The sequence below is a fragment of the Candidatus Omnitrophota bacterium genome, from assembly GCA_018830005.1.
Taxonomy (GTDB): domain Bacteria; phylum Omnitrophota; class Gorgyraeia; order JAHJTE01; family JAHJTE01; genus JAHJTE01.
On sequence record JAHJTE010000001.1, the window covers coordinates 24529 to 49351 of the forward strand.

General features: G+C 40.6%; 25 protein-coding genes, 4 tRNA genes and 1 riboswitch. Of the genes, 10 read left to right on the forward strand and 19 right to left on the reverse strand.

The window, feature by feature from the left end:
- Nucleotide 1: 1 nt before the first annotated feature.
- The 17 genes from KJ593_00150 to rpmH form a co-directional block, all read right to left on the reverse strand.
- Nucleotides 2-469 carry a nucleotidyltransferase gene (locus KJ593_00150; protein MBU2540297.1) on the reverse strand — a complete coding sequence of 156 codons (468 nt, stop codon included), beginning with the start codon at nt 467-469 and terminating at the stop codon, nt 2-4.
- Entirely contained in the window at nt 417-620 is a 204-nt protein-coding gene (locus tag KJ593_00155; protein ID MBU2540298.1) for a hypothetical protein, read from the reverse strand. Before KJ593_00155 ends, KJ593_00150 begins: the two co-directional genes overlap by 53 nt.
- 99 nt (nt 621-719) lie before the next feature.
- Nucleotides 720-794, reverse strand: a tRNA-Val gene (locus KJ593_00160).
- Between the two features lie 41 nt (nt 795-835).
- Nucleotides 836-919 (reverse strand) — tRNA-Leu (locus KJ593_00165).
- Nucleotides 920-936: 17 nt separating this feature from the next.
- Nucleotides 937-1011, reverse strand: a tRNA-Cys gene (locus KJ593_00170).
- Between the two features lie 10 nt (nt 1012-1021).
- Nucleotides 1022-1564 carry a hypothetical protein gene (locus tag KJ593_00175; protein ID MBU2540299.1) on the reverse strand — a complete coding sequence of 181 codons (543 nt, stop codon included), beginning with the start codon at nt 1562-1564 and terminating at the stop codon, nt 1022-1024.
- Nucleotide 1565: 1 nt separating this feature from the next.
- Complete coding sequence (rpoZ, locus tag KJ593_00180; GenBank protein ID MBU2540300.1) at nt 1566-1778, reverse strand: DNA-directed RNA polymerase subunit omega; 213 nt, start codon at nt 1776-1778, stop codon at nt 1566-1568.
- A complete protein-coding gene (gmk, locus tag KJ593_00185) occupies nt 1744-2367 on the reverse strand; it encodes a guanylate kinase (GenBank protein ID MBU2540301.1) in 624 nt (207 codons plus the stop codon). The genes rpoZ and gmk overlap by 35 nt, the downstream gene beginning before the upstream one ends.
- Before the next feature lie 73 nt (nt 2368-2440).
- Nucleotides 2441-3271, reverse strand: a complete 831-nt coding sequence (locus KJ593_00190; GenBank protein MBU2540302.1) for a DUF1732 domain-containing protein — start codon at nt 3269-3271, stop codon at nt 2441-2443.
- Nucleotides 3272-3296: 25 nt separating this feature from the next.
- Nucleotides 3297-3788: a nucleoside-diphosphate kinase gene (locus KJ593_00195; protein ID MBU2540303.1), complete on the reverse strand. Its 492-nt coding sequence runs from the start codon at nt 3786-3788 to the stop codon at nt 3297-3299.
- Complete coding sequence (locus KJ593_00200; protein MBU2540304.1) at nt 3785-4636, reverse strand: ParB/RepB/Spo0J family partition protein; 852 nt, start codon at nt 4634-4636, stop codon at nt 3785-3787. The genes KJ593_00195 and KJ593_00200 overlap by 4 nt, the downstream gene beginning before the upstream one ends.
- 82 nt (nt 4637-4718) lie before the next feature.
- Entirely contained in the window at nt 4719-5486 is a 768-nt protein-coding gene (locus KJ593_00205; protein MBU2540305.1) for an AAA family ATPase, read from the reverse strand.
- A 4-nt stretch (nt 5487-5490) separates the two neighbouring features.
- Nucleotides 5491-5931 (reverse strand): LAGLIDADG family homing endonuclease, encoded by a 441-nt coding sequence (locus tag KJ593_00210; protein ID MBU2540306.1) that lies wholly within the window; start codon nt 5929-5931, stop codon nt 5491-5493.
- Between the two features lie 130 nt (nt 5932-6061).
- Entirely contained in the window at nt 6062-6241 is a 180-nt protein-coding gene (locus KJ593_00215; GenBank protein ID MBU2540307.1) for a Jag N-terminal domain-containing protein, read from the reverse strand.
- Nucleotides 6223-7779 carry a membrane protein insertase YidC gene (yidC, locus tag KJ593_00220; GenBank protein ID MBU2540308.1) on the reverse strand — a complete coding sequence of 519 codons (1557 nt, stop codon included), beginning with the start codon at nt 7777-7779 and terminating at the stop codon, nt 6223-6225. Before yidC ends, KJ593_00215 begins: the two co-directional genes overlap by 19 nt.
- A 7-nt stretch (nt 7780-7786) precedes the next feature.
- Complete coding sequence (gene yidD, locus KJ593_00225; GenBank protein MBU2540309.1) at nt 7787-7999, reverse strand: membrane protein insertion efficiency factor YidD; 213 nt, start codon at nt 7997-7999, stop codon at nt 7787-7789.
- 2 nt (nt 8000-8001) lie between these two features.
- The gene (gene rpmH / locus KJ593_00230; protein ID MBU2540310.1) at nt 8002-8139 is read right to left on the reverse strand and encodes a 50S ribosomal protein L34; all 138 of its coding nucleotides are present in this window, start codon (nt 8137-8139) and stop codon (nt 8002-8004) included.
- 230 nt (nt 8140-8369) lie between these two features.
- Between rpmH and dnaA the strand changes: the two genes are divergently transcribed.
- From dnaA to rsmI, 8 genes are all read left to right on the forward strand, one after another.
- Nucleotides 8370-9704, forward strand: a complete 1335-nt coding sequence (gene dnaA / locus KJ593_00235; GenBank protein MBU2540311.1) for a chromosomal replication initiator protein DnaA — start codon at nt 8370-8372, stop codon at nt 9702-9704.
- Nucleotides 9705-9864: 160 nt separating this feature from the next.
- On the forward strand, nt 9865-10959 hold the full coding sequence (gene dnaN / locus KJ593_00240) for a DNA polymerase III subunit beta (protein MBU2540312.1): 1095 nt from the start codon (nt 9865-9867) through the stop codon (nt 10957-10959).
- 10 nt (nt 10960-10969) lie between these two features.
- On the forward strand, nt 10970-11257 hold the full coding sequence (locus KJ593_00245) for a DUF721 domain-containing protein (GenBank protein ID MBU2540313.1): 288 nt from the start codon (nt 10970-10972) through the stop codon (nt 11255-11257).
- A 23-nt stretch (nt 11258-11280) separates the two neighbouring features.
- Entirely contained in the window at nt 11281-14106 is a 2826-nt protein-coding gene (gyrB, locus tag KJ593_00250; protein ID MBU2540314.1) for a DNA topoisomerase (ATP-hydrolyzing) subunit B, read from the forward strand.
- A gap of 11 nt (nt 14107-14117) precedes the next feature.
- Nucleotides 14118-17873: a DNA gyrase subunit A gene (gyrA, locus tag KJ593_00255; GenBank protein ID MBU2540315.1), complete on the forward strand. Its 3756-nt coding sequence runs from the start codon at nt 14118-14120 to the stop codon at nt 17871-17873.
- A gap of 32 nt (nt 17874-17905) precedes the next feature.
- Nucleotides 17906-17979: transfer RNA gene (locus KJ593_00260), tRNA-Glu, on the forward strand.
- A 115-nt stretch (nt 17980-18094) separates the two neighbouring features.
- Complete coding sequence (glmS, locus tag KJ593_00265; protein ID MBU2540316.1) at nt 18095-19930, forward strand: glutamine--fructose-6-phosphate transaminase (isomerizing); 1836 nt, start codon at nt 18095-18097, stop codon at nt 19928-19930.
- 2 nt (nt 19931-19932) lie between these two features.
- Nucleotides 19933-20598, forward strand: coding sequence for a 16S rRNA (cytidine(1402)-2'-O)-methyltransferase (gene rsmI / locus KJ593_00270; protein MBU2540317.1), 666 nt, complete (start codon nt 19933-19935; stop codon nt 20596-20598).
- A gap of 65 nt (nt 20599-20663) precedes the next feature.
- Here rsmI and KJ593_00275 read toward each other — a convergent pair whose 3' ends face one another.
- Nucleotides 20664-21251: a hypothetical protein gene (locus tag KJ593_00275; protein MBU2540318.1), complete on the reverse strand. Its 588-nt coding sequence runs from the start codon at nt 21249-21251 to the stop codon at nt 20664-20666.
- 61 nt (nt 21252-21312) lie between these two features.
- Nucleotides 21313-21394, reverse strand: a riboswitch (cyclic di-GMP riboswitch).
- A gap of 115 nt (nt 21395-21509) precedes the next feature.
- Nucleotides 21510-22952 carry an alginate export family protein gene (locus KJ593_00280; GenBank protein ID MBU2540319.1) on the reverse strand — a complete coding sequence of 481 codons (1443 nt, stop codon included), beginning with the start codon at nt 22950-22952 and terminating at the stop codon, nt 21510-21512.
- Between the two features lie 243 nt (nt 22953-23195).
- Here KJ593_00280 and pyrR point away from each other — a divergent pair, with 243 nt between their 5' ends.
- Nucleotides 23196-23753, forward strand: coding sequence for a bifunctional pyr operon transcriptional regulator/uracil phosphoribosyltransferase PyrR (pyrR, locus tag KJ593_00285; protein MBU2540320.1), 558 nt, complete (start codon nt 23196-23198; stop codon nt 23751-23753).
- 3 nt (nt 23754-23756) lie between these two features.
- Nucleotides 23757-24689, forward strand: coding sequence for an aspartate carbamoyltransferase catalytic subunit (locus KJ593_00290; protein ID MBU2540321.1), 933 nt, complete (start codon nt 23757-23759; stop codon nt 24687-24689).
- Nucleotides 24690-24823: the final 134 nt, after the last annotated feature.

Genomic DNA, 24823 nt, shown 5'->3' on the forward strand with positions numbered 1-24823 from the left:
CTTATTTCTTTTTTTTCAGTCTTAAGCTGCTCTTTAAACTATCTAAATCGGCAATATCCGAGTGCCGCTTTAATCTCTTCTTTGATTTTAGCAACTCATCTATCCCGATAATATTGACCTTAATGCCATCAAAGTTAGCAATCTTTCTATTGCGCCAAGCATGCTCAAACTTTACTGCTGGAATGCCCATTATTATATCAACCCTTACGGGTTCAACGCCTATCTGATAAACAAGATCTTTATTAGTAAAATCCTCAACCGCCACATCCTTTAAAGGGGCTCCAAATTCTTCTAATGACTCATAAGTCTTTTTAGCATTCTTTATTTCAGGTTTTATCCAAATGTCTAAATCTTTAGTGTAGCGTGGTTCGGTATAGTGTATAACGGCGTAGGCGCCTACTATTAAATACTTAACCCTATGCCTGTTTAAGAGCTTCAATAGTTCTTTGTAATCGTAAGGTTTGAGCATTTATTTTTTTTCCTTTTAATCTGTAAAAATCCCTTAGCATATCAAAGCTAACCGTAAAACGTGCACTTGCGCTTTGTGTCTGCCAAAATTTGATGTCAAAACTTCGGCCTGCCTTAGAAAGCGGAACCATTCTCTCCCATATCTTTTTCATTTTAGCGCCTGCTCCTTTAACGTCTGGTTTTATCATGCAACCACAAATACTCATAATATAGCTTGCGGCTTGGGATAGATTTTACGTCGTCACATTCCATGGGCGGTACTGGACTCGAACCAGTGACCTTCACGATGTCAACGTGACGCGCTAACCAGGCTGCGCCAACCGCCCTAATATTAATACTTTTTTTCAACTTCTCGTCATACAAGTAATGCCGAGAGAGGGAGTCGAACCCTCACGCCCTTACGGACAAGGGATTTTAAATCCCTATTGTCTACCAGTTCCAACATCTCGGCAATGTTAATTGTAATTTTGGAGGCGACGAGCGGATTCGAACCGCTGGATAAAGGTTTTGCAGACCTCCCCCTTGCCACTTGGGTACGTCGCCAAAAATATCATTACAGAAGCTGCTTAATTCGTTTGGCAATATCTGCTACGTCGACAAGCCGACCCCAGCCAACATCCCCTGATGCCAGTTTTCCTTTTAGGGGGCCGATAAACTGATAACCAATCTTTTTTAACTTTGCGATGTTCTCCTGTGTAACTGGATGTTTAAACATCACCTCGTGCATTGCCGGAGCGATTAATATCTTTGCCTTAGTCGCAATAACAGTTGAGCTCAACAAATCATCGCAAATACCTGCTGCCAGTTTTGCAATAATATTTGCAGTCGCCGGAGCAATCACGATCAAATTGGCTTTTCCTGCCAAGGATACGTGATACTCATCCCATTCACTTTCTTTGGAAAATAAATCTGTATAAACACGCTTGCCAGATAGAGTCCTGAAGGTTAAAGGCCGAACTAATTCCTGAGCCTCCTTGGTCATCAGGACTATCACATTTATATTAGACTGTTTAAGTATTCGCACTAATTCACAGGCCTTATAGATTGCGATACTTCCGGTCACGCCTAAGATTACGTTTTTTTTCTGCTTTGCCATTTTAAGTCTTCTTTGTCTTTGCCTGTTTTATTCTGACCTTGCCTTGAGCTATTTCTTCCAAGGCAATGCTACCTGGTTTTGAACTACTGGTCTTTTCCACAAGGGGTGGAGCGCCTTCAGCAATTTCAAAGGCACGCTTAGAGGCAAGTACCACCAACTTATATAAACTATTGTCTGTCTTATCTATTAATTTTTCTAATGGAATGTAGGGCATGCTCTCTCCTGCAATGTTCTGCTAAAATTATTGACTTTAACTCTTCTATGGCCCAATCAATATCGTTGTTTATTATAATGTAGTTATACTCCTTTACTGATTTAATCTCCTGTTTTGCCAGTTTCAGGCGGGCGCAGATTGCGCGCTCGCTATCCGTAGAACGCAACCTGAGTCTCTCCTCCAATGTCTTCAGATTAGGAGGCATGATAAAAATAGTAACTGCTCCTTTTTTAAATCTGCTTTTCTTTAACTGACGCGCACCGCCTACGTCAACGCAAAGAAGCATATCTTTTCCTTTCTTGATGGTGTCTTTAACATATTTTAATTGGGTCCCGTAGTTATAACCTAAGACATTTTTCCATTCAAGCATCCATTTCTTGTTCTTATATCTAGCGAAAATATCCTCACTAACAAAAAAATAATCCCGGCCATCAACCTCGCCTAATCTTATTGGCCTGGTTGTAAAAGAAACAGATTGCGCCAATCGTGGCCGCATGTCATCAAGCGCCATTAGCATCTTACACAACGTGGTCTTGCCTGATCCGGAAGGGCCGGATACTATAAATAGCCTTCCTTTGCTTTTTTTCATCTCTTGCTCCTAATTTACACAGATGATCCTAAGATGTCAGCCTCTTAAAGTAGAATCTGCGTCCGTGCGTGGTTTATTCCACATTCTGTAGCTGCTCGCGAATCTTTTCTAACTGGCTTTTAATCTTTACTACTGCATATGAGACGAGCTTATCTGGTACCTTTGCCCCTAATGTATTTACCTCTCTCTGGAGTTCCTGAGAGATAAAATCTAACTCCTTACCAATAGATTCATTATTCGTACGGCAAGCTGTGCGAGAAAAATTAGCAAGATGAAACTTCAACCTCACAAGCTCCTCGCTCACATCAGCGCTTCTCTTAAAAGAAACTAGCTCCTCCTTTGACAACCTCTTCTTGGCACGCAGAAATATCTTAGGAAACTCCCTTTCTATAAAGCTTATTTTGCTCTTGATAAATGCGGCCCTTTCTTTTAGGTCTCTATATATTGCTACTCCTTCCTTCCTGCGCATCTGCACCACAGCCTCTATTGCCATGCCTAAGCTTGAGGCAATAAGGTTCTTCACTGTGCCTGCATTGGCAGCTATACCCTGCGGCTCCTTGAGAACCTTAGGCAGATTGATTGCTTGCGAAAAAGAAATATCGCCAGAGATGCCGAATCTCCTCTTAAGCTCCCGGGCAAGGCGTGTATAGGCAGAAATCACATCCGGGTTTATATTAGGGCTAATCGCAGCTTTATTGGTAATATTAAAAGAAACTGTAACCTTGCCTCTTTTTATCCTGCCTTTAATTTTTGTCTTTAAGTAGGCCTCTAGCCAGCGTAATGATTCCGGTAAATATATTGCATAATCAAGATAACGATGATTGAGTGTGCGCACCTGCACAGTTACCTTAAGCTTACTATTTTCTGCCTCTGATTGTCCGAAACCAGACATTCCCCTAATCATGGATCTCTATCGCCCCCTCCCTAATTTATTTATAGCGTCCTTTGTCTACATCAACAATGATCTCTTCATCAGAAAACCACAAATTTATCTCCCTCTCGGCATCTGCCTCATTTGCTGAGACATGAACAACGTTTTCATATACGCCGCCGGTGGTAATGCGTCCATAAGAGCCACGAATAGTTGTCGCCTCTGCCTCCTCTGGATTTGTGGTTCCGGCGAGCTGTCTTACTTTTTTAATCGCATCCGTCCCCCAGTATACAAGCGCCATTACCTTCCTTCTGTCATGCAGCTCTCCCATAATATACTTCATCAGCTCTGGGAAAAATGGTTTATCTTTTAGGTGGCTGTAATGCTCCTGTGCTAATTTTTTGCTAACCCTGACTACCTTTGCGGCCACGATTTCCAGTTTTGTCTCTGAAAGCCGAGTAAGAATATTGCCGGTTAAAGATTTTTTTAACCCGTCGGGCTTGATTAAAACTAAGGTTGCCTGGTTTCTTGTTTCTTTGTCTTTGTTCATCTCTTTAATAGCTCCGTTAATCGCTCCAAATCATCCAGATTATAAAACTCAATAACAATCGTGCCCTTATTTTTCTTTGATATATTAATTCGCACTTTTGTGCCTATTTTCTGCTGCAAGTTTTCTTCCGCAGCAAGAACATGCGCATCTTTCATGCTGCGCCTTGCAGATGTCTTTTTGCGTTTAGGACTTTCCTGAATTAATCTTTCTAATTCCCGCACGCTTAAAGAATTTGCAATTATTTTGTCGAAAAAATTTAACTGGTCTTTTGTAGCTGCTAATCCTAATAAAGCACGGGCATGCCCCATTGATATTGTGTTTTTACTAACCTCATCTTGAATCTCTTTTGGCAATTTGAGCAACCTTAAAGTATTAGAAATAGTAACCCTATCTTTTCCTACAGAGCTTGCCACAACTTCTTGTGAAAAACCAAAGTCATTAATCAAGCGCTTAAACGCATGCGCCTCTTCTATGGGATTTAATTTCTCCCTTTGAATATTTTCAATAATCGACAAAACCAATGAATCTTTATTTTCTACATCTTTAATTATTACAGGAACTTGCGTCATTTTTAGTATTTTGGCTGCGCGTAAACGCCTTTCTCCTGCAACCAACTCATATCCTGTGCTTGTAAGGCGCACAATAAGTGGTTGCAAAATCCCCTTCTCTTTTATGGAAGCAGACAGATCGTTTAATCTATCCTGAGCAAAATTCTCACGTGGCTGATATGTATTAGATTTTATCTTGTATACTTCAACATACTCAATGGACAATGATTGCTTGGCAGCGCTTTTGGGTCTTTCTGGGATTAAGGCAGCAAGGCCTCTGCCCAAGGCTTTAGTTGACATGATATTTCTCCTTACGCTCTATATATGCGTAAATGTCCAATATTATACATTAATTTACTATAACTCCTTTATTTTCATAGTGTTACATCAAATTATTACCCAAAATCTCTTTTGTCAATGATTCATACATCTTGGCCCCAAGAGAATTCTTGTCATGGAATAATATTGGTTTGCCATAACTAGGAGCCTCGCTAAGTCTTACATTCCTAGGTATAACTGTCTGGAACACCTTATCCTTAAAATACTCCCTCGCCTCTTGTATCACTTCTTGAGTTAAATTAGTGCGGTAATCAGCCATAGTTAACAATATGCCTTCAATACCCAGGTTGGGGTTTATTCTCTCTTTGACCAATTGGATGCTTTGCAATAACTGGGTTAGACCTTCAAGAGCATAATACTCGCACTGAAGTGGTATTAAAACAGTATCTGCGGCTACGAGGCTATTAAGAGCAAGCAGACCTAATGACGGCGGGGCATCAATAATAATGTAATCGTAACTTTCTCTTATGGGAGCAATTATCTCGCGTAGTCGAAGCTCTCTATTCTCAGCATTAGCTAGCTCGATTTCAAAGGCGACTAAATCAACATTGGCAGGTACTATATCTAAGCCAGATATAGCGGTCTTTTTTGAGGCTTCTTGCAGATGTTTGTCTCCAATAAGGCAGTGGTAAATGGAAATGTCCAGAGATCTCTTGTCAAGACCAATGCCGCTAGTAGAATTACCCTGAGGATCAATGTCCACTAACAGCACCTTTTTACCAGCGGTTGCCATGTAAGTGGCTAAATTGATTGCGGTTGTGGTCTTGCCTGTACCGCCTTTTTGATTACAAATTGTAATGGCTTTTGCCATATGTTCACTGCTGCCTATTTCTTAACTTGGTATTCTTATTGCTCAGCTTAGAAAGAGACAAAGCTAACTCTGCCAACTTCATTTTATCTGGCTGGCGGAATTTTTGCTTAACCTCGAACATTTGTCTCCAAATCTTATAGGACTTAAGCTTTTTACCAAATAAAGGAAAATTATCAAAATGCTCGACGACCTTCTCTAGTTCCGAAACTCTTGTAACCCTATAATAAACAGCTGGATTAGTCAACCCACTGTATTTTCTAGGGGGCGTTGCTTTTACATCGTAAATTGTACCGACGCCAAAGAATTCTTGGATCTGAAGGATTAAATCTTTGTCTTCCTCATTTAACTTAATTGCAAAATACAGATTTAATCTATCTCCGTGGCGACTGTATGTAAAAGCAGCTTCTCCTTCACAAAATCCCGTTATAAACCAAGGGGTTAGCATTTATCAAAAAATCTATTCAAAATATGTTTCACATGAAAATGTTTCCACTGGAACATTTTCACATGAAACGTCTATCTCATTGTACATCTATATTAACAAAGTTATCAAATCGGGTCAAGTAAAATTACTCTTATTTCTTAACTATGGTCACCCGTACCCGCGCAGGCTTTCCGCCTTTCATGCCAAAAAGGCCCTTTTTCTCCTCAGAAAGGATCTGAATCTTAGCATCCTTGCGGGAGACCTTGAGTATTTTTAAGGCCTTCTTAATGGCTGCTTCGGGAGTTTTGTCTTCTATTTCAATGCTTTCCATTGACTCGCCATCATTAATAAGCTGTTAGTGAACCAATACAACACCAAGCCAGAGGGCATATTATAAAATATAAAACCAAATACAATAGGCATGACCCAGAGCATCATCTTTTGCTGTTCACTTTGCGTGCCAGAGACATTACGCATGGACATTTTCTGCTGGAAGAACATTCCTACCATCATCAAAATCGGCAGCAGATTAATATCCATTCCGCCTAAACCTCCGGGGATAAACCGATCAGGCGCTGAAAGGTCTTTTATCCATAAAAAACCCGCACCTTTAAGTTCAATGGCTCGAGATAAGGCCTGGAATAATGAGAAAAACACAGGAATCTGGAATATTACAGGAAAGCATCCTCCTAGTGGATTGGCCTTGTGTGCCTTGTATAATTCCATTATTTCCTTATTAAGTCTTTGCGGGTTGTCCTTATATTGGCTTTTCAATGCCTCCATTTCAGGTTGTAAGGCCTGCATTGTCTTCATTGAGCGCATCTGCTTTATTGTCAATGGGTAAAGGCAAATATAAATTAATATTGTCAAAATTATGATGGAAAGACCCCAGCTCTTAACTACATTGTGTATAGATAATAATGCTCTTAATAAGAACTTAACTATTGCATCCAACTTGCCAAAATTGCGTATCTTTTCGAAATCTGCACCACTTGCAACTAATAATTTGTCAATCTGAGGCCCAGCGTAGTACAAAAACCCGTCTTTAACTTCTTCACCAGGCTGAATAGCTTGATTCTTACGATACACCTTAATTATGTCATTGCCATCTGTTGTCTTGGCTATGTCAATTGATTCAAATGCTGAAGAAGTAGGATGGAGGATATATGCGAAATACTTATCACGCAAGCCTACCCACCTGAACGCTTGTTTGAACTCTTTATTAGTGCCTTTTCTAATACGTAAGTTATTGTGCCGCAAAATGTTATCTTCATCAATCATGATTGTGGTATCTTTATACCGCTCATCTATTGAAGACTTTGACGGCGAGAATTCAGAAAATATTGTGTAGTAACTATCTGTGTTATAAGGAGTTAGGTTACGAATCGTTAAATAAAACTCAAGGTAATAACCACCTTCTGAAAATTTATACTCCTTAGTGATTTCTTTTTGTTCATCCTGATAAGTAAAGATAATAGCGTCTTGCCTCTTGCGATGGGAAAATTCCAAATCCGACCATTCCTGTGTGGCAACTAACGCATTGGAAGGAACATCAAAATCATACTGTTTAAATTTAATAGAAACAAGATTGCCGCCAAAAGGAGAAAATCCGAAAATCACAGCTTCTGTTTCTAAGGAAATTGGGGTATATTCAAGAGCAGGAATCTGCTGTGGTGCTGGCGACTCTGGCTTAGGATATGCTTTAAATTTGGGAACAGAGGTTACTGGTACTGAATCTACACCTCCGGCCAAATCATCTGTAACTTCTTTATTTTCAATAGGATAGTACTTTGATGACAGAGAAGAATAGACAATTATAATTAAAATAGATAACACTACAGCAATAACTGTTCTTTTTTGCAAGTCCATTATAGCCTCACTTCACAGGGTCAAATCCGCCTCGGGAGAACCCTTGGCAACGTAATAGGCGCCAAAAGCTCATGATCAGACCACGAAACACGCCATGTTTTATTAAAGCATGTGTGGCAAACTCTGAACAGCTTGGCGAAAAACGGCAGGTAGGGAAAGGAGAGAGCACGCGGGAGATTTTTTGGTAAAGCTTTATAATCCAGACTAAGATTTTGCTCATTTTTATTTACTAAGACGGTGCCTGCCTTTGGCACGCCGTCTTTTTAAGATTTTTTTCCCTCCAACAGATTTCATTCTCCGACGAAAACCGTGCCTTCTTTTCCCTTTTATAAGCGTTGGGGTCTTAAGATGCTTTTTCATAGGTTTGTAATTATATCATAACGCTTCTTTTAGTCAAGTAAAATTGCCTGATTAAAAATTTTTCTTGCAAAAATAGTTTCCTCTGTTATAATAACTCCCTGTTATCATATCTTGAAGGATAAAATATAACAACCTGAGATTGCCTTTCCTGTTGATAAGCTGTGGATACTGTGTAAAACTCTTCGTATCTCTGTTAATAATATACGTTTTGCATCAAACTTCTCTTGTCTATGGACAGTAATAAAGTCTGGGCATCTGCCTTAAAAAACATTGAAAACGTTGTTGGTCAAACCGCCATAGAAACCTGGTTTGCGCCGATACAAGCTAAGTTGCTCGAGAACAAATTCATCCTAGAAGTGCCTGATGAGTTCTTTAAGGATTGGGTAATACAGCATTATCTTAAATTGATTAAAAGCGCTTTGGAAGAAGTAGTCCCTGATTTTCCTCACGATATACAGGTGCGTGTCAATGCGCTTATCTACAAGAGCCGGGAGCAATCGCGTCTTGCTGATTTTACCCAGAGGGTCCAACCACGTCAAATAACTACCCTAAATCTGAACAGTCGTTTTACCTTTGATCAGTTTGTTATTGGCTCATCCAATAGGTTTGCCCATGCAGCCAGCCTTGCGGTGGCTGAATCTCCTGCCAAGGCCTATAATCCGTTTTTTATATATGGAGGGGTGGGCCTAGGCAAGACCCATCTTATGCAGGCCATTGCCCATTTCATTCTAAAAAAGCGCAATGACGCAAAGATCACCTATATCCCTAGCGAAAAATTCACCAATGAACTCATCGGCGCTATTCAGCATCGTTCCACGTCACAATTTCGTACTAAATACCGCAATGTTGATGTGTTGTTAATAGATGATATCCAATTCATCGCTGGTAAAGAATCTACACAAGAAGAGTTTTTTCATACCTTTAATGAATTATATGATCACCATAAACAGATCGTTCTCTCCTCGGATAGGCCGCCACGAGAAATAGCCAACCTGGAAGAAAGACTTATCTCCCGATTCCAATGGGGATTGATTACGGATATTCAACCGCCAAATTTTGAAACGCGCATTGCTATTCTAAAGAAAAAAATCGAACATGAACCAGTGCAGGTTCCGGAAGATGTCGTCTATTTTATCGCTGATTTAATAAAGACCAATATTCGGGAATTAGAAGGGGCCCTGATCCGTGTCATTGCCTATTCGCTGCTTGAGGAAAAAACAATATCCTTGAATCTAGCTCAAGACGTATTACGAGACATGTTAACCGAGTCTGCCAAAATCATTACAATCGAGCGCATACAGAAAGAGGTAGCCGGCATGTTTAATGTAACGGTTAATGAGGTGCGCTCGAAACGCCGCACTAAAAATATTATTTTACCTCGACAGATTGCCATGTATCTTGCAAGAGAGTTAACGACTCAATCTTTGCCGGAAATCGGCGAGGCCTTTGGAGGAAAAAACCACACTACAGTACTCTATGCCTGCAAGAAGATAAAAAAAGAAATTAACAACAATAAACAGGTAAGTAATTTTGTAAGTAGTATCTTAAAAAATATTAAACAATAACCACCAAGTTATGAACACGTTAAGAATAACATATCTAGATGTTTTATAAACAACAAGGGTTTGATATAATTGATGTTATGGTAAAAAGACCCGTTGAATCAGCCTTACTTACTACTACTACTATTTTTAATACTTATATAATAACTACAAGAGGTTGTTAATGAAAATCTGTGTAAACAAAGAAATCTTTTTAGAAACGATATCAAAAGTAACTAATGTCATAAATCCAAGAAGCAATCTGCCTATTCTATCCAATGTTCTTGTAGAAGCTGTAGGTTCTAAGATGAAGTTAACTGCTACAGATTTAGACATAGGGATAACAACGCAAATTCAAACAACAGTAAATGAACCCGGAGCAATAACCATACCTGCTAAAAGGTTTTTTGAGATTATTAAAGAACTACCAGAGGGCGATATCCGCATTGTTGTCAAGAAAAACAACTCAATCCACATCGAAAGCAATGATTGCTTCTTTAAACTTATGGGCTTGCCCAAAGAAGAGTTTCCCAAACTGCCGGATTTTAAAAATAAAGATGTTTTAAAATTCAATCAAGCAACACTACTTTCAATGTTGGAATTGACTTCATTTGCTGTTTCTCATGATGAAACCCGTTATGTTTTAAATGGAATTCTATTTGAAACAAACGGGCAGAATTTAACATTGGTAGCTACGGACGGAAGAAGATTAGCCCTTATTTCTAAAGATATAATTTCTAAAGGGCCCGGCAAAAACGAACATTTCATTGTTCCAACAAAAGCAATCCAGGAGTTAATGCGCGCGCTACGCCAGAGCGAAGAAGATGTAAATTTTGTACTAACCGAAAACCAGGCCCTTTTTGAAATTGGAAACACCTCGATTGTTTCGCGTTTAATTGAGGGAGGATTTCCTAATTATAAACAGGTTATACCAGTTGATAATCCCTATAATGCTCGCCTAGAGCGTCTAGTGTTCTTATCTGCCCTGAGGCGGGCTAGTCTCTTGACCACAACCGATTATCAGACAGTTAGGCTGGAATTGTTCAAAGATAAGATGGTAATCTCTAAATCCACCCCTGATGTAGGAGAGTCTCGGGAAGAAATCCCGATGCAATACCAGGGTAAAGAGATGGTAATAGGATTTAACCCCTATTATCTTGTTGAGGTATTAAAGAATTTAAGGGTACCAGAGGTTTGCTTAGAATTTAGCGATCCAGAAAAACCAGCGCTTTTAAAAGAAGGGGACTATCTATACGTTGTGTTGCCGATGAGAATCTAAAGACATAAATATGAAGACGTTATCCGATTCTATAGAGAAGGTAATTGGTAAATTAGAAGAAAAGCGAGAGAAAAAAGGCGGCGAGATTTATGCCCAGTGGCCTAAAATAGTGGGGGTCTTGTTTTCGAGACATTGTTCTCCTGTAGATTTAAAAGAGGGCACCTTAATAATAAATGTTGAGAGTTCAGCATGGATGTATATGTTACGTTTAAAAAAAGGGCAGATTTTACAGAAGCTTAATAAGATAAGCGTGCAAAAAATACAGGCAGTCAAGCTACGTATTGGTAAAATATTTTAGGCTGCCACAAAACCGGAAAAAACATGGCAAAAGAAAGAGTATATGATGCGACAACAATTCAGGTGCTGGAAGGCGTAGAGGCGGTCAGGCTCAGGCCGGCAATGTATATCGGTGATACATCGACTCGGGGCTTGCACCATTTGGTATATGAGGTAGTAGATAATTCTATCGATGAGGCCTTGGCGGGTTTTTGCACCAAGATTACTGTTGTTGTACATGGAGATAACAGCGTTAGCGTTACAGATAACGGCAGAGGCATACCCGTTGATATACATAAGACGGAGAAAAAGCCAGCCGTAGAGGTAGTATTGACCACTTTACATGCTGGTGGTAAGTTCGACCATCGTGTTTATAAGGTAGCAGGTGGTTTACATGGGGTTGGCGTAAGCGTTGTTAATGCCCTTGCAGAGCGGCTTGAAGTTGAAATAAAAAGGGACGGACAAATTTATCACCAGAGATATCTGCGTGGCAAAACCGCCTCTAAATTGACAAAGGCAGGAAAGATCAAGACCACAGGCACAAAGGTCACATTCAAACCAGATAGATCAATATTTAAATCCATTAATTTTTCCTATGACATTTTATCCCAGCGCTTGAGAGAATTGGCCTTTTTGAATAAAGGCCTAGAAATCATCCTAAAGGATGAGCGCTCTGATAAAGAGGCGGTGTTTAAATTTAGTGGCGGCATTGTTTCCTTTGTCGAGTATCTGTGTAAGAATAAAAACGTTTTGCATAAAAAAATAATTTATTTTGAGAAAGAAAAAGATGGAGTGAGCCTCGAGGTCGCCCTGCAATATAATGATGGCTATACTGAGAATATATTTTCTTTTGCCAACAACATTAATACCATAGAGGGCGGCACACATTTAAGTGGGTTTAAATCAGCGCTTACGCGGGCAATAAATCAATACGCAAAAAACAAAAAACTGCTTAAGAATGATTCAGCCTCAATGAGCGGCGACGATACCCGAGAAGGACTAACGGGTGTTATCAGTGTAAAGTTGCCCAATCCCCAATTTGAAGGCCAGACAAAGACAAAATTAGGTAATTCTGAAATGGATGGCTTGGTTGCTTCCAATGTCTTTGACAGCCTGAGCACATATTTTGAGGAACATCCGCCTATAGCCAATAAGATCGTGGACAAGGTCATAACAGCTTCCAGGGCGCGTGAGGCTGCCAGAAAGGCAAGGGAGCTGACTAGAAGAAAAGGCGCCCTAGAGAGTGGCTCGTTGCCAGGAAAACTTGCTGATTGCTCTGAGCGTGATCCAAAACTATGCGAACTTTATATTGTGGAGGGAGATAGCGCCGGTGGCTGCTTTTCAGGGGATACAAGAGTTGCCCTTGTTGATGGCAGGCATTTAAGCTTTAGAGAGTTAGTCAAAGAATGGGCCCGAGGAAAGAAAAATTATTGCTATACAATCAAGGAAAACGGAATAATAGGCATTGAGCAGATATTGTTTCCGCGAGTAACGCAAAGAAATGTAAAAGCTATAAAGGTAACCCTGGATACCAAGGAAGAAGTGATATGTACCCCTGACCACAAGTTTATGTTAAGGGATGGATCATATGTTGAGGCTAGAAATTTGCAGGCAGACATGAGCCTAATGCCTTTTAGGGGAACGCGTGAAGCCGTGACCGTGAGCACTTCCAATCATAGAATAAAGAGAGTCGAAGCCTTAAGAGAAAAAATTGATGTTTACGATTTAGAGGTTCCTCATACGCATAACTTTGCTTTATCTTGCGGTATATTTGTCCATAATAGTGCCAAGCAAGGCAGAGATAGACGATTTCAGGCAATTCTGCCGATAAAAGGAAAGATTCTAAACGCTGAAAAAGCCAGGATGGATAAGATTTTGGGCAACGAAGAGGTAAGGACAATTATTACAGCTTTAGGCACTGGTGTGGGCGAAGAGTTTAATATTGAAAAACTCAGATATGATAAGATTGTGCTTATGGCTGACAGCGATGTTGACGGCTCCCACATACGCACCTTGTTGTTAACCTTGCTCTTCCGGCAAATACCTAAGCTGGTCGAAAGCGGTCATATTTATATTGCCCAGCCTCCACTTTATAAGATTAAGCGCGGGCAACGGGAGGAATACATTCAGACAGAGCAAGAAATTAAAGACTTATTGTTGGACTTAGGCAGGGAAGATTATACTCTGGTCAACACAAAGCAAAAGAAAACCTATACTGACAAACAGTTCAAAGAGCTTTTGGACCTGTTGTCTGAAATGGAGCAATTAGGGTCTTTTTTGAGGAAAAGGGGAGTGAGTTTAGAAGATTTGCTACAAATTAGGCATAAGAAGACCAAAAAACTACCTATTTATAGGATAAAAGTGGATGGTAAACATCATTTTGTCTATTCGGAAGAAGAATTAGAAAAACTTAATAAAAGTTTTGAGAATCTTGACGAGGATTTGTTGGAACTATATGAAACACAAGAAATTAACGAAATTATTATAAAAATTGAAAAACTAGGTATTGAAATTGACACTTATAGTTACCAGCCTCAGAAAGAGGCGAAACAAAAAATCAAGCCCGTATATAGTATAGACAATAAGAAAGAAAGGTTTGAATTTTTTAACTTAAAAGAGGTCTTAAATTTCGTTAAGCAGCAGGCCAAAAAGGGCATGCATATCCAGCGCTATAAAGGATTAGGAGAGATGAACCCGCATCAATTGTGGGAGACAACTATGGATCCGGAAAAGCGCACCCTACTTCAGGTTAAGCTTGAGGATGCTGTTGAGGCAGATAAGATATTTACCATACTCATGGGAGATGCTGTACAGCCGCGCAGGGAATTTATTGAACAGAACGCGCATGCAGTGAAAAACCTGGATATTTAAGCGAGGAGTAAATGTATACAAAGGGTGAAAAGGTAGTTCCGGTTTATATTGAAGAGGAAATGAAGGATTCCTACATTTCCTACGCAATGAGCGTGATTGTTGGCAGGGCCCTGCCTGATGTGCGCGATGGCCTAAAGCCCGTACATCGACGCATTCTATATACGATGCATGAGCTGAATCTTAGGCACAACCAACCCTTTAAAAAATCAGCCAGAATCGTTGGGGATTGCTTGGGAAAATATCATCCTCACGGAGATACGGCAGTATATGACGCCCTAGTAAGAATGGTGCAGGATTTTTCTCTGCGCTATCCTTTGATAGATGGCCAGGGGAATTTTGGTTCGGTTGACGGCGATGCTCCAGCGGCGATGCGATATTGCATTAGTGGTGACACATTAATTGTCACAGATAAAGGGTTGCAGAGGATAGAGAAGATTCCCCATCATTCAGAAGTTTCTTTTTATGCACTTTCAGCAAATAATAAGATAAATCATGTTTCAAAATGGTTTGATTCTGGTGAGCATCCAACAATAAGAATACAAACCCACAGAGGTTTTAGCCTATGCGGCAGCTATAATCATCCTATTCTTGTCTGGCAAAGCAAAGAAAGAAGAGCGTGTTTTAAGTGGAGATTGCTGAAAGAGTTGCAAGAAGGTGACTATGCAGTAATAAGTAGGAGTGATGCGCTCTTTCCTAAAAAAGAGACATCTTTAAAGCCTTTTTACCCAAAGGTCAACAAAAGATGCAAGATTCATAAGCTTCCACGATTTATGAATAGGGATTTTGCTTTGATTTTGGGGGCGATAGTTGCTGAGGGTAATATTGGTAAGGAGCATATCGGATTTTGTAATAACGATGAGCTATTTATTGAGCAATTTAAAAGCAGCTTTAAAAGAGTATTCCCTGATTGTAAGCTTCACGAATTTGTGCGAAAACCACAAGGTTACACCAAAAAACAATACATGTCTTTAGAAATTCACTCTAAGCAAGTAATAGAATTTTTGAAAAATCTCGGCCTAACACCAGGTAGAGCTAAAGATAGGAGAGTTCCGGATATCATTTTTCAGTCCAAGAAAGATTCAGTCGCTTCTTTTGTTCGTGGTTATGCAGAAGGAGATGGTAGCGTTTGCATATCATCTTCTTTGAGCAATCTAGAAGTAACTTTTATTTCCGCTAGCAAAAAACTTATGCAAGAACTCCAAATTTTATTATTGAGATTTGGGATCGATTCTTCATATAGGTTGCAGAGGTCACGCAATGTGTTTAAGCTTTTTATTAGAAGCCACGACAACCTCAATCTATTTAAAAATAATATAGGTTTTATATCGCGCAGAAAGCGCAAGAAACTACAAGAGATCTCTGGCCGCAATAGCAATAGCTGGGTTATGTCTAAGATGGACTTTATCCCCTATTTGTCTAATTACATCCGCACAAGCAATAAATACAAGGCCAAGTATAGAGGCCACGGGGAATTTTTGATTAAACACAACATCGATAGGTATACGAAAATAGAGCGACATTGGAAGAAGCTCAAAGAAGTGCTTGATAAGGAAGATATGCAGCTGTACGCAACATTGAGAGGGAACAAATACATTTTTGATAAAATTACCTCGGTTAAAGAAAGCGGGGTAAACAGGGTCTATTCAATAAAAGTAGATAGTCCCTGCCACTCATTCGTATCAAATGGATTTATAAGTCATAATACTGAGGCACGTATGGCTTCCATTTCCTTCGAGATGCTAGCAGACATCGAAAAGGATACAGTAAATTTTGCTCCTAATTTTGATGCTTCTTTGCAGGAGCCAATATTATTACCTGCAGCTATTCCTAACCTATTAATTAATGGTTCAAGCGGCATAGCCGTAGGCATGGCAACTAACATCCCGCCACATAACTTAGGTGAAGTTATTGACGGTTTAAGTTATTTAATTGATAAACCCGACTGTGAACTCAAGGCATTGATGAAGATTATTAAAGGGCCAGATTTTCCAACAGGCGGAATAATCTGCGGTAGGAACAGCATAAAGGACGCCTATTCTAAAGGCAGGGGTAAACTTACGGTCCGCGCCCGAGCTCAGATTGAAAAATCCAAAGGCTCTAAAGAGGCGATTGTTGTGACTGAGCTTCCTTACCAGGTGAATAAATCCAACCTTATCGCTTCTGTGGCTTCATTGGTAACAGACAAAAAGGTCGAGGGGATAAGTGATATTCGCGATGAATCTGATAAAGATGGAATGCGCATTGTTATAGATTTAAAACGTGATGCTGAATCTAAGGTCATACTCAATCAATTATTTAAGCACACAGATTTAGAGACTACTTTCGGCATTATCTTGCTTGCCTTGGTAGACAGCCGACCGCGTATATTAAACCTTAAGAGTATCCTGCATTATTTTATTGTTCACAGAAAAGAAATAATTAAAAGACGTACACAATTTGAGCTGGATAAGGCATTAAAGAGAGCGCATATTTTAGAAGGTTTAAAGATTGCCCTGAAGTTTTTAGACAGGGTTATCAAAACCATAAAGCAATCAAAGAGCGTGCCTGATGCCAAGGCAGCATTAATGAAGAACTTTAAACTATCAGATGTGCAGGCACAGGCGATTTTAGAAATGCAATTGCAGCGGCTCACGGCCCTAGAAAGAAGCAAGCTGGAAAATGAATATTTAGAGTTGATTAAGCGCATAGAACTGTTGCGTTCAATCCTTGCTTCGGAAAAAAAGATAGAGATGATCATTAAAGAAGAGCTGGATGCTTTAAAGAAAAAATATGCGGATGAGCGCCGTACAGATATAGTGGGTGAAGTTCAGGAACTAGAGATAGAAGATCTGATAGCTGAAGAAGATGTGGTGATCACTATAAGTCATACTGGTTACATCAAGAGATTGCCGGTGTCAGCCTATCGCAAACACCACCGGGGAGGAAAAGGAGTTACAGGGGCCGAGATGAAGGATGAGGATCTCATAGAGCATCTTTTTATTGCCTCTACGCATGAGTATATTCTATTTTTCACGGATACAGGAAGGGTATTGTGGTTAAGGGTTCATGAGATCCCTCAGGCAGGCCGCGCCTCAAAGGGCAAGGCAATTGTGAATCTTCTGCAGCTTGGCAGCGGAGAAAATATCAGCGCTTGCATACCAGTGAAAGAGTTTCATGAGGATGCCTTTCTGGTTATGGCTACCAAGAATGGCCTGATTAAAAAGACAAGACTAGACGCCTTTAGCAACCCACGCAAGGGCGGCATTATTGGTTTGAGTTTGGAAAAAGGCGACAGCTTGATTAGCGTAAAGATGACTGATGGTAACAGTGAGATTCTTTTGGCCACGGCTCAAGGTAAGGCTATAAGATTTGTGGAAAAGCAGGTGCGGGAAATGGGAAGGGCTGCCAAAGGAGTAAAAGGGATTTCGCTTGCCAAAAAGGATTTGGTTATTGCCATGGAGATTCCTGCTAAGGAGTGTACTTTTCTTACGGTGACCGAGCGCGGATTTGCAAAAAGGACTCAGGCTTCAGAGTACCGTTTACAATCAAGGGGCGGCAAGGGAATTATTAATATAAGGGTAACAAGTAAAAACGGGCCTGCTGTTAATTTGTTATCAGTGCGCGATAAAGATGAGATCATGGCAATTACACAGAACGCCATGATTGTGCGCTGTGCAGTAAAGGATATCCGCAGCACCGGACGCTCTGCTCAAGGCGTGCGTTTAATCAAGTTAGGCGCTAAGGATAAAGTCGCCTGCATGGCACACGTAGTTAAGCAGGAAGAATAAACAAAAGCGCAAAGCTAAAAATTAACTTACTCGACCCCATCGTCTAGCCTGGTCAGGACAAGAGCTTTTCAAGCTCTCGACACCGGTTCAAATCCGGTTGGGGTCGCTTTTTATTAAAAGCGTTAAGTCCACTTAAGGCGGATTTCGCTAGAGGTATTCAGGCCACCTTTGGTGGATGCCACTAAAGTGCTCGCCATAGGCGAGCAAAATTAAGGTGTTCCATGTGTGGGATAGTTGGATATATCGGAGACAAAGAAGCGCAGCCGATTCTATTGGCCAGCTTAAAGCGCCTTGAATATCGCGGCTATGATTCAGCTGGTATTGCCCTCTTAAGCAATTCCAAGATTGTTATCAAAAAAAGACGCGGTAAGATCAGAGATTTAGAGCACTTACTTAAAGGCAGGCGCGCCTCTCGCGCAACCTTAGGTATTGCCCATACTCGCTGGGCAACTCATGGCGCACCCAGCAATGTCAATGCCCACCCCCATTCTGATGGCTCAAGAAGGATTTCCTTGGTGCATAATGGCATTATAGAAAACTACGCTCAAATTAAAAGTGAGTTATTGAAGAAGAAGCATAAGTTTACTTCAGAAACTGACACAGAGGTCATCTCCCATCTTATTGAAGAGAACCTGAAGGAGTGTAAGGATTTTGTACAGGCAGTAAGATTAGCCCTTGCGCGTCTAAGGGGCTCTTATGCCTTGGCAATAATTAATTCTGACAATCCAGATATGCTTGTTGTAGCACGCCTAAATTCACCACTGGTGATCGGTAAAGGAAGGTCCTGTAATTTTGTTGCCTCTGATGTCCAGCCTTTACTTAAATACACAAGAGAGGTAATGTATCTGGATGATAATGAGATGGCCGTTATTACCAAAGACGATATTAAGGTTACGGATTTAAAAGGCAAAGAAAAGGTAAAGCCAGTTAATATTATTAAGTGGGACATAAAGGATGCCCAGCGTTCAGGCTTTGCCCATTTTATGCTTAAGGAGATTTACGAACAGCCTCAGGTTTCAACTCAGATTATAACTAACCGCATAAATGAAAAGGGTGAAGTTCATTTCCAGGAAATGAAATTAGAAGATGAACACCTCAAAAATATTAACTCAATTACAATAGTTGCCTGTGGTACTGCTTATCATGCTGGCCTGGTTGGTAAATACATATTTGAGAAGCTAGCAAAGATACCGCTAAGCGTAGATCTATCAAGCGAATTTCGTTATCGGGATACAGTCTTGGATAAAAACAGCTTGATTATCGCTATAAGTCAGTCAGGCGAGACTGCAGATACGCTAGCTGCGGTAAGACTTGCAAAAGATAAAGGCGCTAAGGTATTAGCAATATGCAATGTTGTAGGTTCTTCCTTAACCAGAGACGCAGATTCTACAATCTATACCTTGGCAGGGCCTGAGATTGGCGTGGCCTCAACTAAGGCCTACACGGCTCAGGTTTTCTCTCTCTATTTACTGGGAATCTATTTAGCAAAAATTAAAGAGTCTATGCCAGCTGCGAAGATAAAAGGGCTTATTAATGACCTTCGTAATATACCAACTCAACAAGAAGAAGTCTTAAGGGCAGATAGGCATATTAAAAGTATCGCTCGCAGACATTCTCATTTTGGTTCATTTCTGTTTTTGGGAAGAAACACAAATTATCCTTCAGCGCTAGAAGGGGCCCTGAAATTAAAAGAGATTTCTTATATCCCTGCTGAAGGCTATGCCGCAGGAGAGATGAAACACGGCCCCATTGCCTTAATCGATGAGTACCGCGCCGTAGTCTGTATTGCAGTTGATTCACGCATCTATGAAAAGATGATTTCCAATATTCAGGAAATACGTTCGCGGCGTGGCAGGATAATCATTATTGCCAGCGATCAAAATCGTGAGATTAAAGATTTTGCAAAAGAGATTATTTATATCCCCAAAGTAAATGAATTTTTGTCTCCGCTTTTAGTGGCACTGCCTTTACAGTTATTAGCCTACCACATTGCAGTCCGCCGCGGCTGTGATGTCGACCAACCGAGAAATCTGGCAAAAAGCGTTACTGTTGAGTAAACATGCTATACGTTGTTTCTACCCCAATTGGAAATCTCAAAGATATAACCTTGCGCGCAGTAGATATTTTAAGTAAAGCAGATTTTATAGCCTGCGAAGATACGCGTCATACGAATAAACTTCTTGCGCATTACAATATTAAAAAGCCGCTTATAAGCTACCACAGTTATAATAAGCAAAAAAGTAGCGAGGAGATTCTAAAAAAGTTAAAGGCAGGAAGCTGTATTGCCTTAGTAACTGATAGTGGCACCCCGGGTGTAAATGACCCTGGCTGGTTGATCATAAAAAAGGTGATAGACGCAGGATTGCCACTTGAGGCCATACCTGGTGTGAGTGCATTTCTTGCAGCCTTAAGCATTTCCGGAATGCCGACAGATAAATTCTTTTTTGCCGGATTTCTATCTTCAAAGTCCGGCCGCCGCAGAGGTCAAATTGAGAATTTGGCTAAGGTAGAGGCAACGATTATAATCTATGAAGCGCCTCACCGCATCATTAAGTTACTCAAAGATTTACTCGATTGCCTGGGTGATGCAGATATTGTTTTGGCTAGAGAGTTAACCAAGAAATTCGAAGAAGTAAGACGCGAGAAGATAAGCACAAGCTTGAGGCATTTTAGTGAAGTCAGGCCAAGGGGAGAGTTTGTTGTAATCTTTAGGCCATCAAATTAAGACATACAGGCATATAAATAAAAAACCACAGGTATGTTTTTGCCTGTGGTTTTTAACTAACTAGATTAGCGGACTAAGCGTTCAGTCGCATCGTCCAATTCCTCGTCATCATCTGGATTCGTAGCTGGACCAGTAATTGCATCATCACCTATTTCATTAATTACACCTGAGAAGATCGCATCTGGATCTGATACGTCTTCTTCTTGCTCTTCCTCTTCTTCTTGCTCTTCTTCTTGTACCTCTTCAGCTGCAACGAATTCTAATGAGCCAATGTTCTTCTCATCAGCATCCTCGTTGTCTTCTTCTGTCTCTTCTGTTGTACTCTCCTCTGTCTCTGTTCTGTCTTCAGGAGGAGCAACATTTGTTGTAGTGGAAGTGTTACCAAGAGTGGTGAACTCTCCTATATCGTCAATGCCTTCTGTGTTTTCGAAAGAAGAGTATGATACCCTGTCACTTACCTCTTCCAATATTTCTTGACGCCATGCTTCTTGGCGTTCTTGCTTCATCTGTTCGCGTAGAATCTCTCTAGAAAATTCTGAGGTACCACCGCTGGCCTCATAGTTTTCAACGCTATCAAACCAATCTGCATAGGCTGCGCTTGTAAACAGACAACCAACGCCGACCATTAATAGATAAAGGATATATTTTTTCATCTTAGCACCTCTTTTAAATAAAAAACCTATTCTCCGTTTGAGAATAGGTTTCTATTATGCATTCGGTAGCCAGACTATCCTAAAGTCTTTTAGGACCCTCAGCTTTGCGCCTACCCCTTACGGAGTGTTTGCCGTTTCGTGCTGCTAACCTTTAATTGTCAATTAAAGTATACCATAGAAAGCCTCAGAGTGCCATTTTTATTACTATTGTAACGCGTTATATTGTAATAAGTTATATAAATAAAAAAGATTGGATAATTAGAATGTTATTCTGAAGCGGCTGTAGAAGTATTTAGTGTTGTTATTTGTTGTGGTAGGGTAGGCATCGCCAGGAAAGAAGATCCCATAGCGGTTTGACCAGAAAATGTTTTTTCTCAGTTTCCAATAGAAGTAGAAATCTGCTTCTTGCCCAATGTCTAGATTGCTTACTGTAGCATCCGTATCATATATGCCGCCTGCCTTTTTGTCTTTGCGATATCTGAAGTATTTTAGACCGCAGACAATCTCCTTGCCAAACTTAAGCTTTTCGAAAGGCGCAAATGTGCAGTCTAGTTTGTATATATGCATATTTGACAGGCGCGGCGCAAGGGCATAGCCAGAAAAGAAACTGCCAAAATATGAGAAGTTTGTATCATTCCCATAAAGATTACCGCCAGAGCGTGTATCGGTTACGCTTGAGCGATCTTTATCTCCTGAGGCATAAGCATATTCTAGTTCAATGCGGGGCTTAAGAGGCATTTTTAATGTGTAATTAAGGCCGCAGTTAGCCAGCCAGGCATCAATGCGTTTTTCTTCTAGGTCTACAGAGGCAGTATCTGTGTAGCTCGAACCTTCTTCTTTGATTACCTCTAGCCAGTAAGCTAATTTACTCTTGGGGTTATTGCTCTGCAGGCCAAGGCCGTAATATTCACTGTTGTACCTGTAGCTTTGGCTGGGTGTTTCGGGCGGAAAGCGTGCATTCTTGTCTTTCTGGATGAGCAAGAAGCCATAGGCGATATTATTTTTAATACCAGAATAGGCAAGCTCTAGGCCGGCGAAGATGCGATCGTTGGTCTTATTATAATTAGGCACACTTTGGTCGATGTTGTATTCATTTTCACCCGAGATAGATGTGAATGTTTTAAGATACAAGATATTTTTGATGTCGGTTTTATATTTTATACCATAATGTACGTTGCTATATGCTATGCCCCTTCCAACAAATAGATATTGCCGGCCAAGGGTTAAGTCTAAAGGAATGCTCCAGTCTTTTTTCGAGATATTGATATAGGCCATATCCAGATGCGGCCCATCATAATCGCTGGAGTAACTGGTTGAACGCGCGCTTGTATCCCGACGTGTATAGCTGTGTTTTAGACGCAGATACAGAGAGTAGTCTTTACGATAGTTGATTCTTGACCAGAGGCGCAGGTCTTGATACCAATTCCAGGAAACAAGGTCTTTGTCAGCAGCATTATTATCAGTATCAGTGTAATCTCTGAATATGGAGTTAAACCAGCCCCCTAGTTTGGCTGACCATATTTTTTCTATAGGCGGAGGCTTAATGACTACTTCTTTTAATTCGCGAGTTGTTTCTTCTTCTATAAGTTTATCTTCTTCTGTGCTTTCAGGGGTAGCGCTCTGGGCCGAGCAATGCAGGCTACTGCAAAGTAATAGGATTAGGGAGATTATTGTAGATAGAAAAATGTATTTTTTAGTCATTTCTAGAAAATATCTTATAATAGTCTGGCCAATCCGTCAATGCATTTTTGCTTGACAATGGCCTAAGGGGGTGATATAGTAAGAAAACTTAACCTTTAAGTTGGCCCAGAGAGGCCAGCAAGGAAGATGGAAAATGAACCTAGAAAGGAACAAATGTACCCTTGGCAGTCTTTGTGTGTCTAACGTGTTCTGACACAGGAAGGTCAAGGGATTTTTTATGCCTTCCAAGGAGAGGATTTTATGATGAGTGAGCTTAAGGTCAAGGCCAAGATACTGGATAAGGATTCGATGCAGCGCATATTAAAGCGCCTGGCACACGAGATTATAGAGAAGAATAGCCAATGCAAGGATAATCTATGTCTTATAGGCATACGTACGCGGGGTGTTTATGTGGCTGAAAGAATCAACTCTGAAATTGAAAAGATTATTGGCGTGAAATTGCCATTCGGGATATTGGATATTACGCTTTATCGAGATGATTTGACGCTAGTTGGGCCTAGCCCGATTGTCAGAAAGACTCAAATCGATTTTGGCCTGGAAGATAAAAAGGTCATTTTGGTTGATGATGTTTTGTTTTCAGGCAGAACCATAAGGGCAGCCATGGATGAGCTGATAGACTTTGGCAGGCCCAAGGTCATAGGACTGGCTGTGCTTATTGACCGTGGCCACAGGGAATTGCCCATCCGGGCAGATTATGTTGGTAAGAATATCCCGACCTCCTTGCAGGAAATAGTGGAAGTGCGTCTGGAAGAGATTGACGCTAAAGATGAAGTAGTGGTTGTAGAGAAAAAGGCAGGCTAGATAATGACCTGGACAAGAAAAGATTTACTAGGCCTGGAAGATTTAAGCCCAGAAGAAATCAAATTTATTTTAACTACTGTGGAGTCGTTTAAAGAGGTTTCCACCCGGGCTATTAAAAAGGTGCCTGCACTGCGGGGAAAGACAGTAGTAAATTTGTTTTACGAGCCCTCTACCAGGACAAGGGTGTCTTTCGAAGTAGCTGCCAAAAGGTTATCTGCAGATGTAATCAATATAGATATTGAGACCTCTAGCATCAAAAAAGGCGAGACCTTGATTGACACAGGAAAGAATATCCAGGCCTTAAACGCAGACATTATTATCATAAGACATTCTTGTTCAGGCGCAGCGATGTTATTGGCGAAGCATGTAGATATCAGCGTGGTTAATGCTGGTGATGGTCGGCATGAGCATCCGACGCAGGCGCTGCTAGACATTTATACCTTGCAGGAAAAATTTGGCAGAATCGAAGGATTAAATGTAAGTATTGTCGGAGATATTGCTCATTCGCGCGTAGCACGTTCAAATATCTGGGGTCTAACCAAATTAGGCGCTAAGGTAACAGTTTGCGCTCCCAGGATGCTTATTCCACCTGCTATAGAACAGATAGGAGTGCGCGTAACCCACGATATAGATGATGCCTTGAAAAAAGCAGATGCAGTGAATGTCTTGCGTATGCAGTTTGAACGTGACGAAGAAGGTGCCTTTCCTAAACAAATAGAATATTTTAGGAATTTTGGCATAACGAGTGAAAGGCTAAAGCGGGCAAAAAAGAATATTCTCCTCATGCATCCAGGACCATTAAATCGAGGCACTGAGATATCTAGTGAAGTTGCAGATGGCCCTAATTCCGTCATATTAGAGCAGGTTACCAATGGTATTGCAGTAAGGATGGCAGTGTTGTTTTTGGTATCACAAGGCGCTACGAAATCGCGCTAGCGATTTCATAGCACTAGTCCTGCAGAATTTTTTCCTTCGAAATTCAAAGAATTTCAAAGGACTAAAGTACCCGAAATTTATTTGAAATTTCAGGGTGCAAATTCTGTAGGGCAAAGAGAAAAGAAAAGCATCAC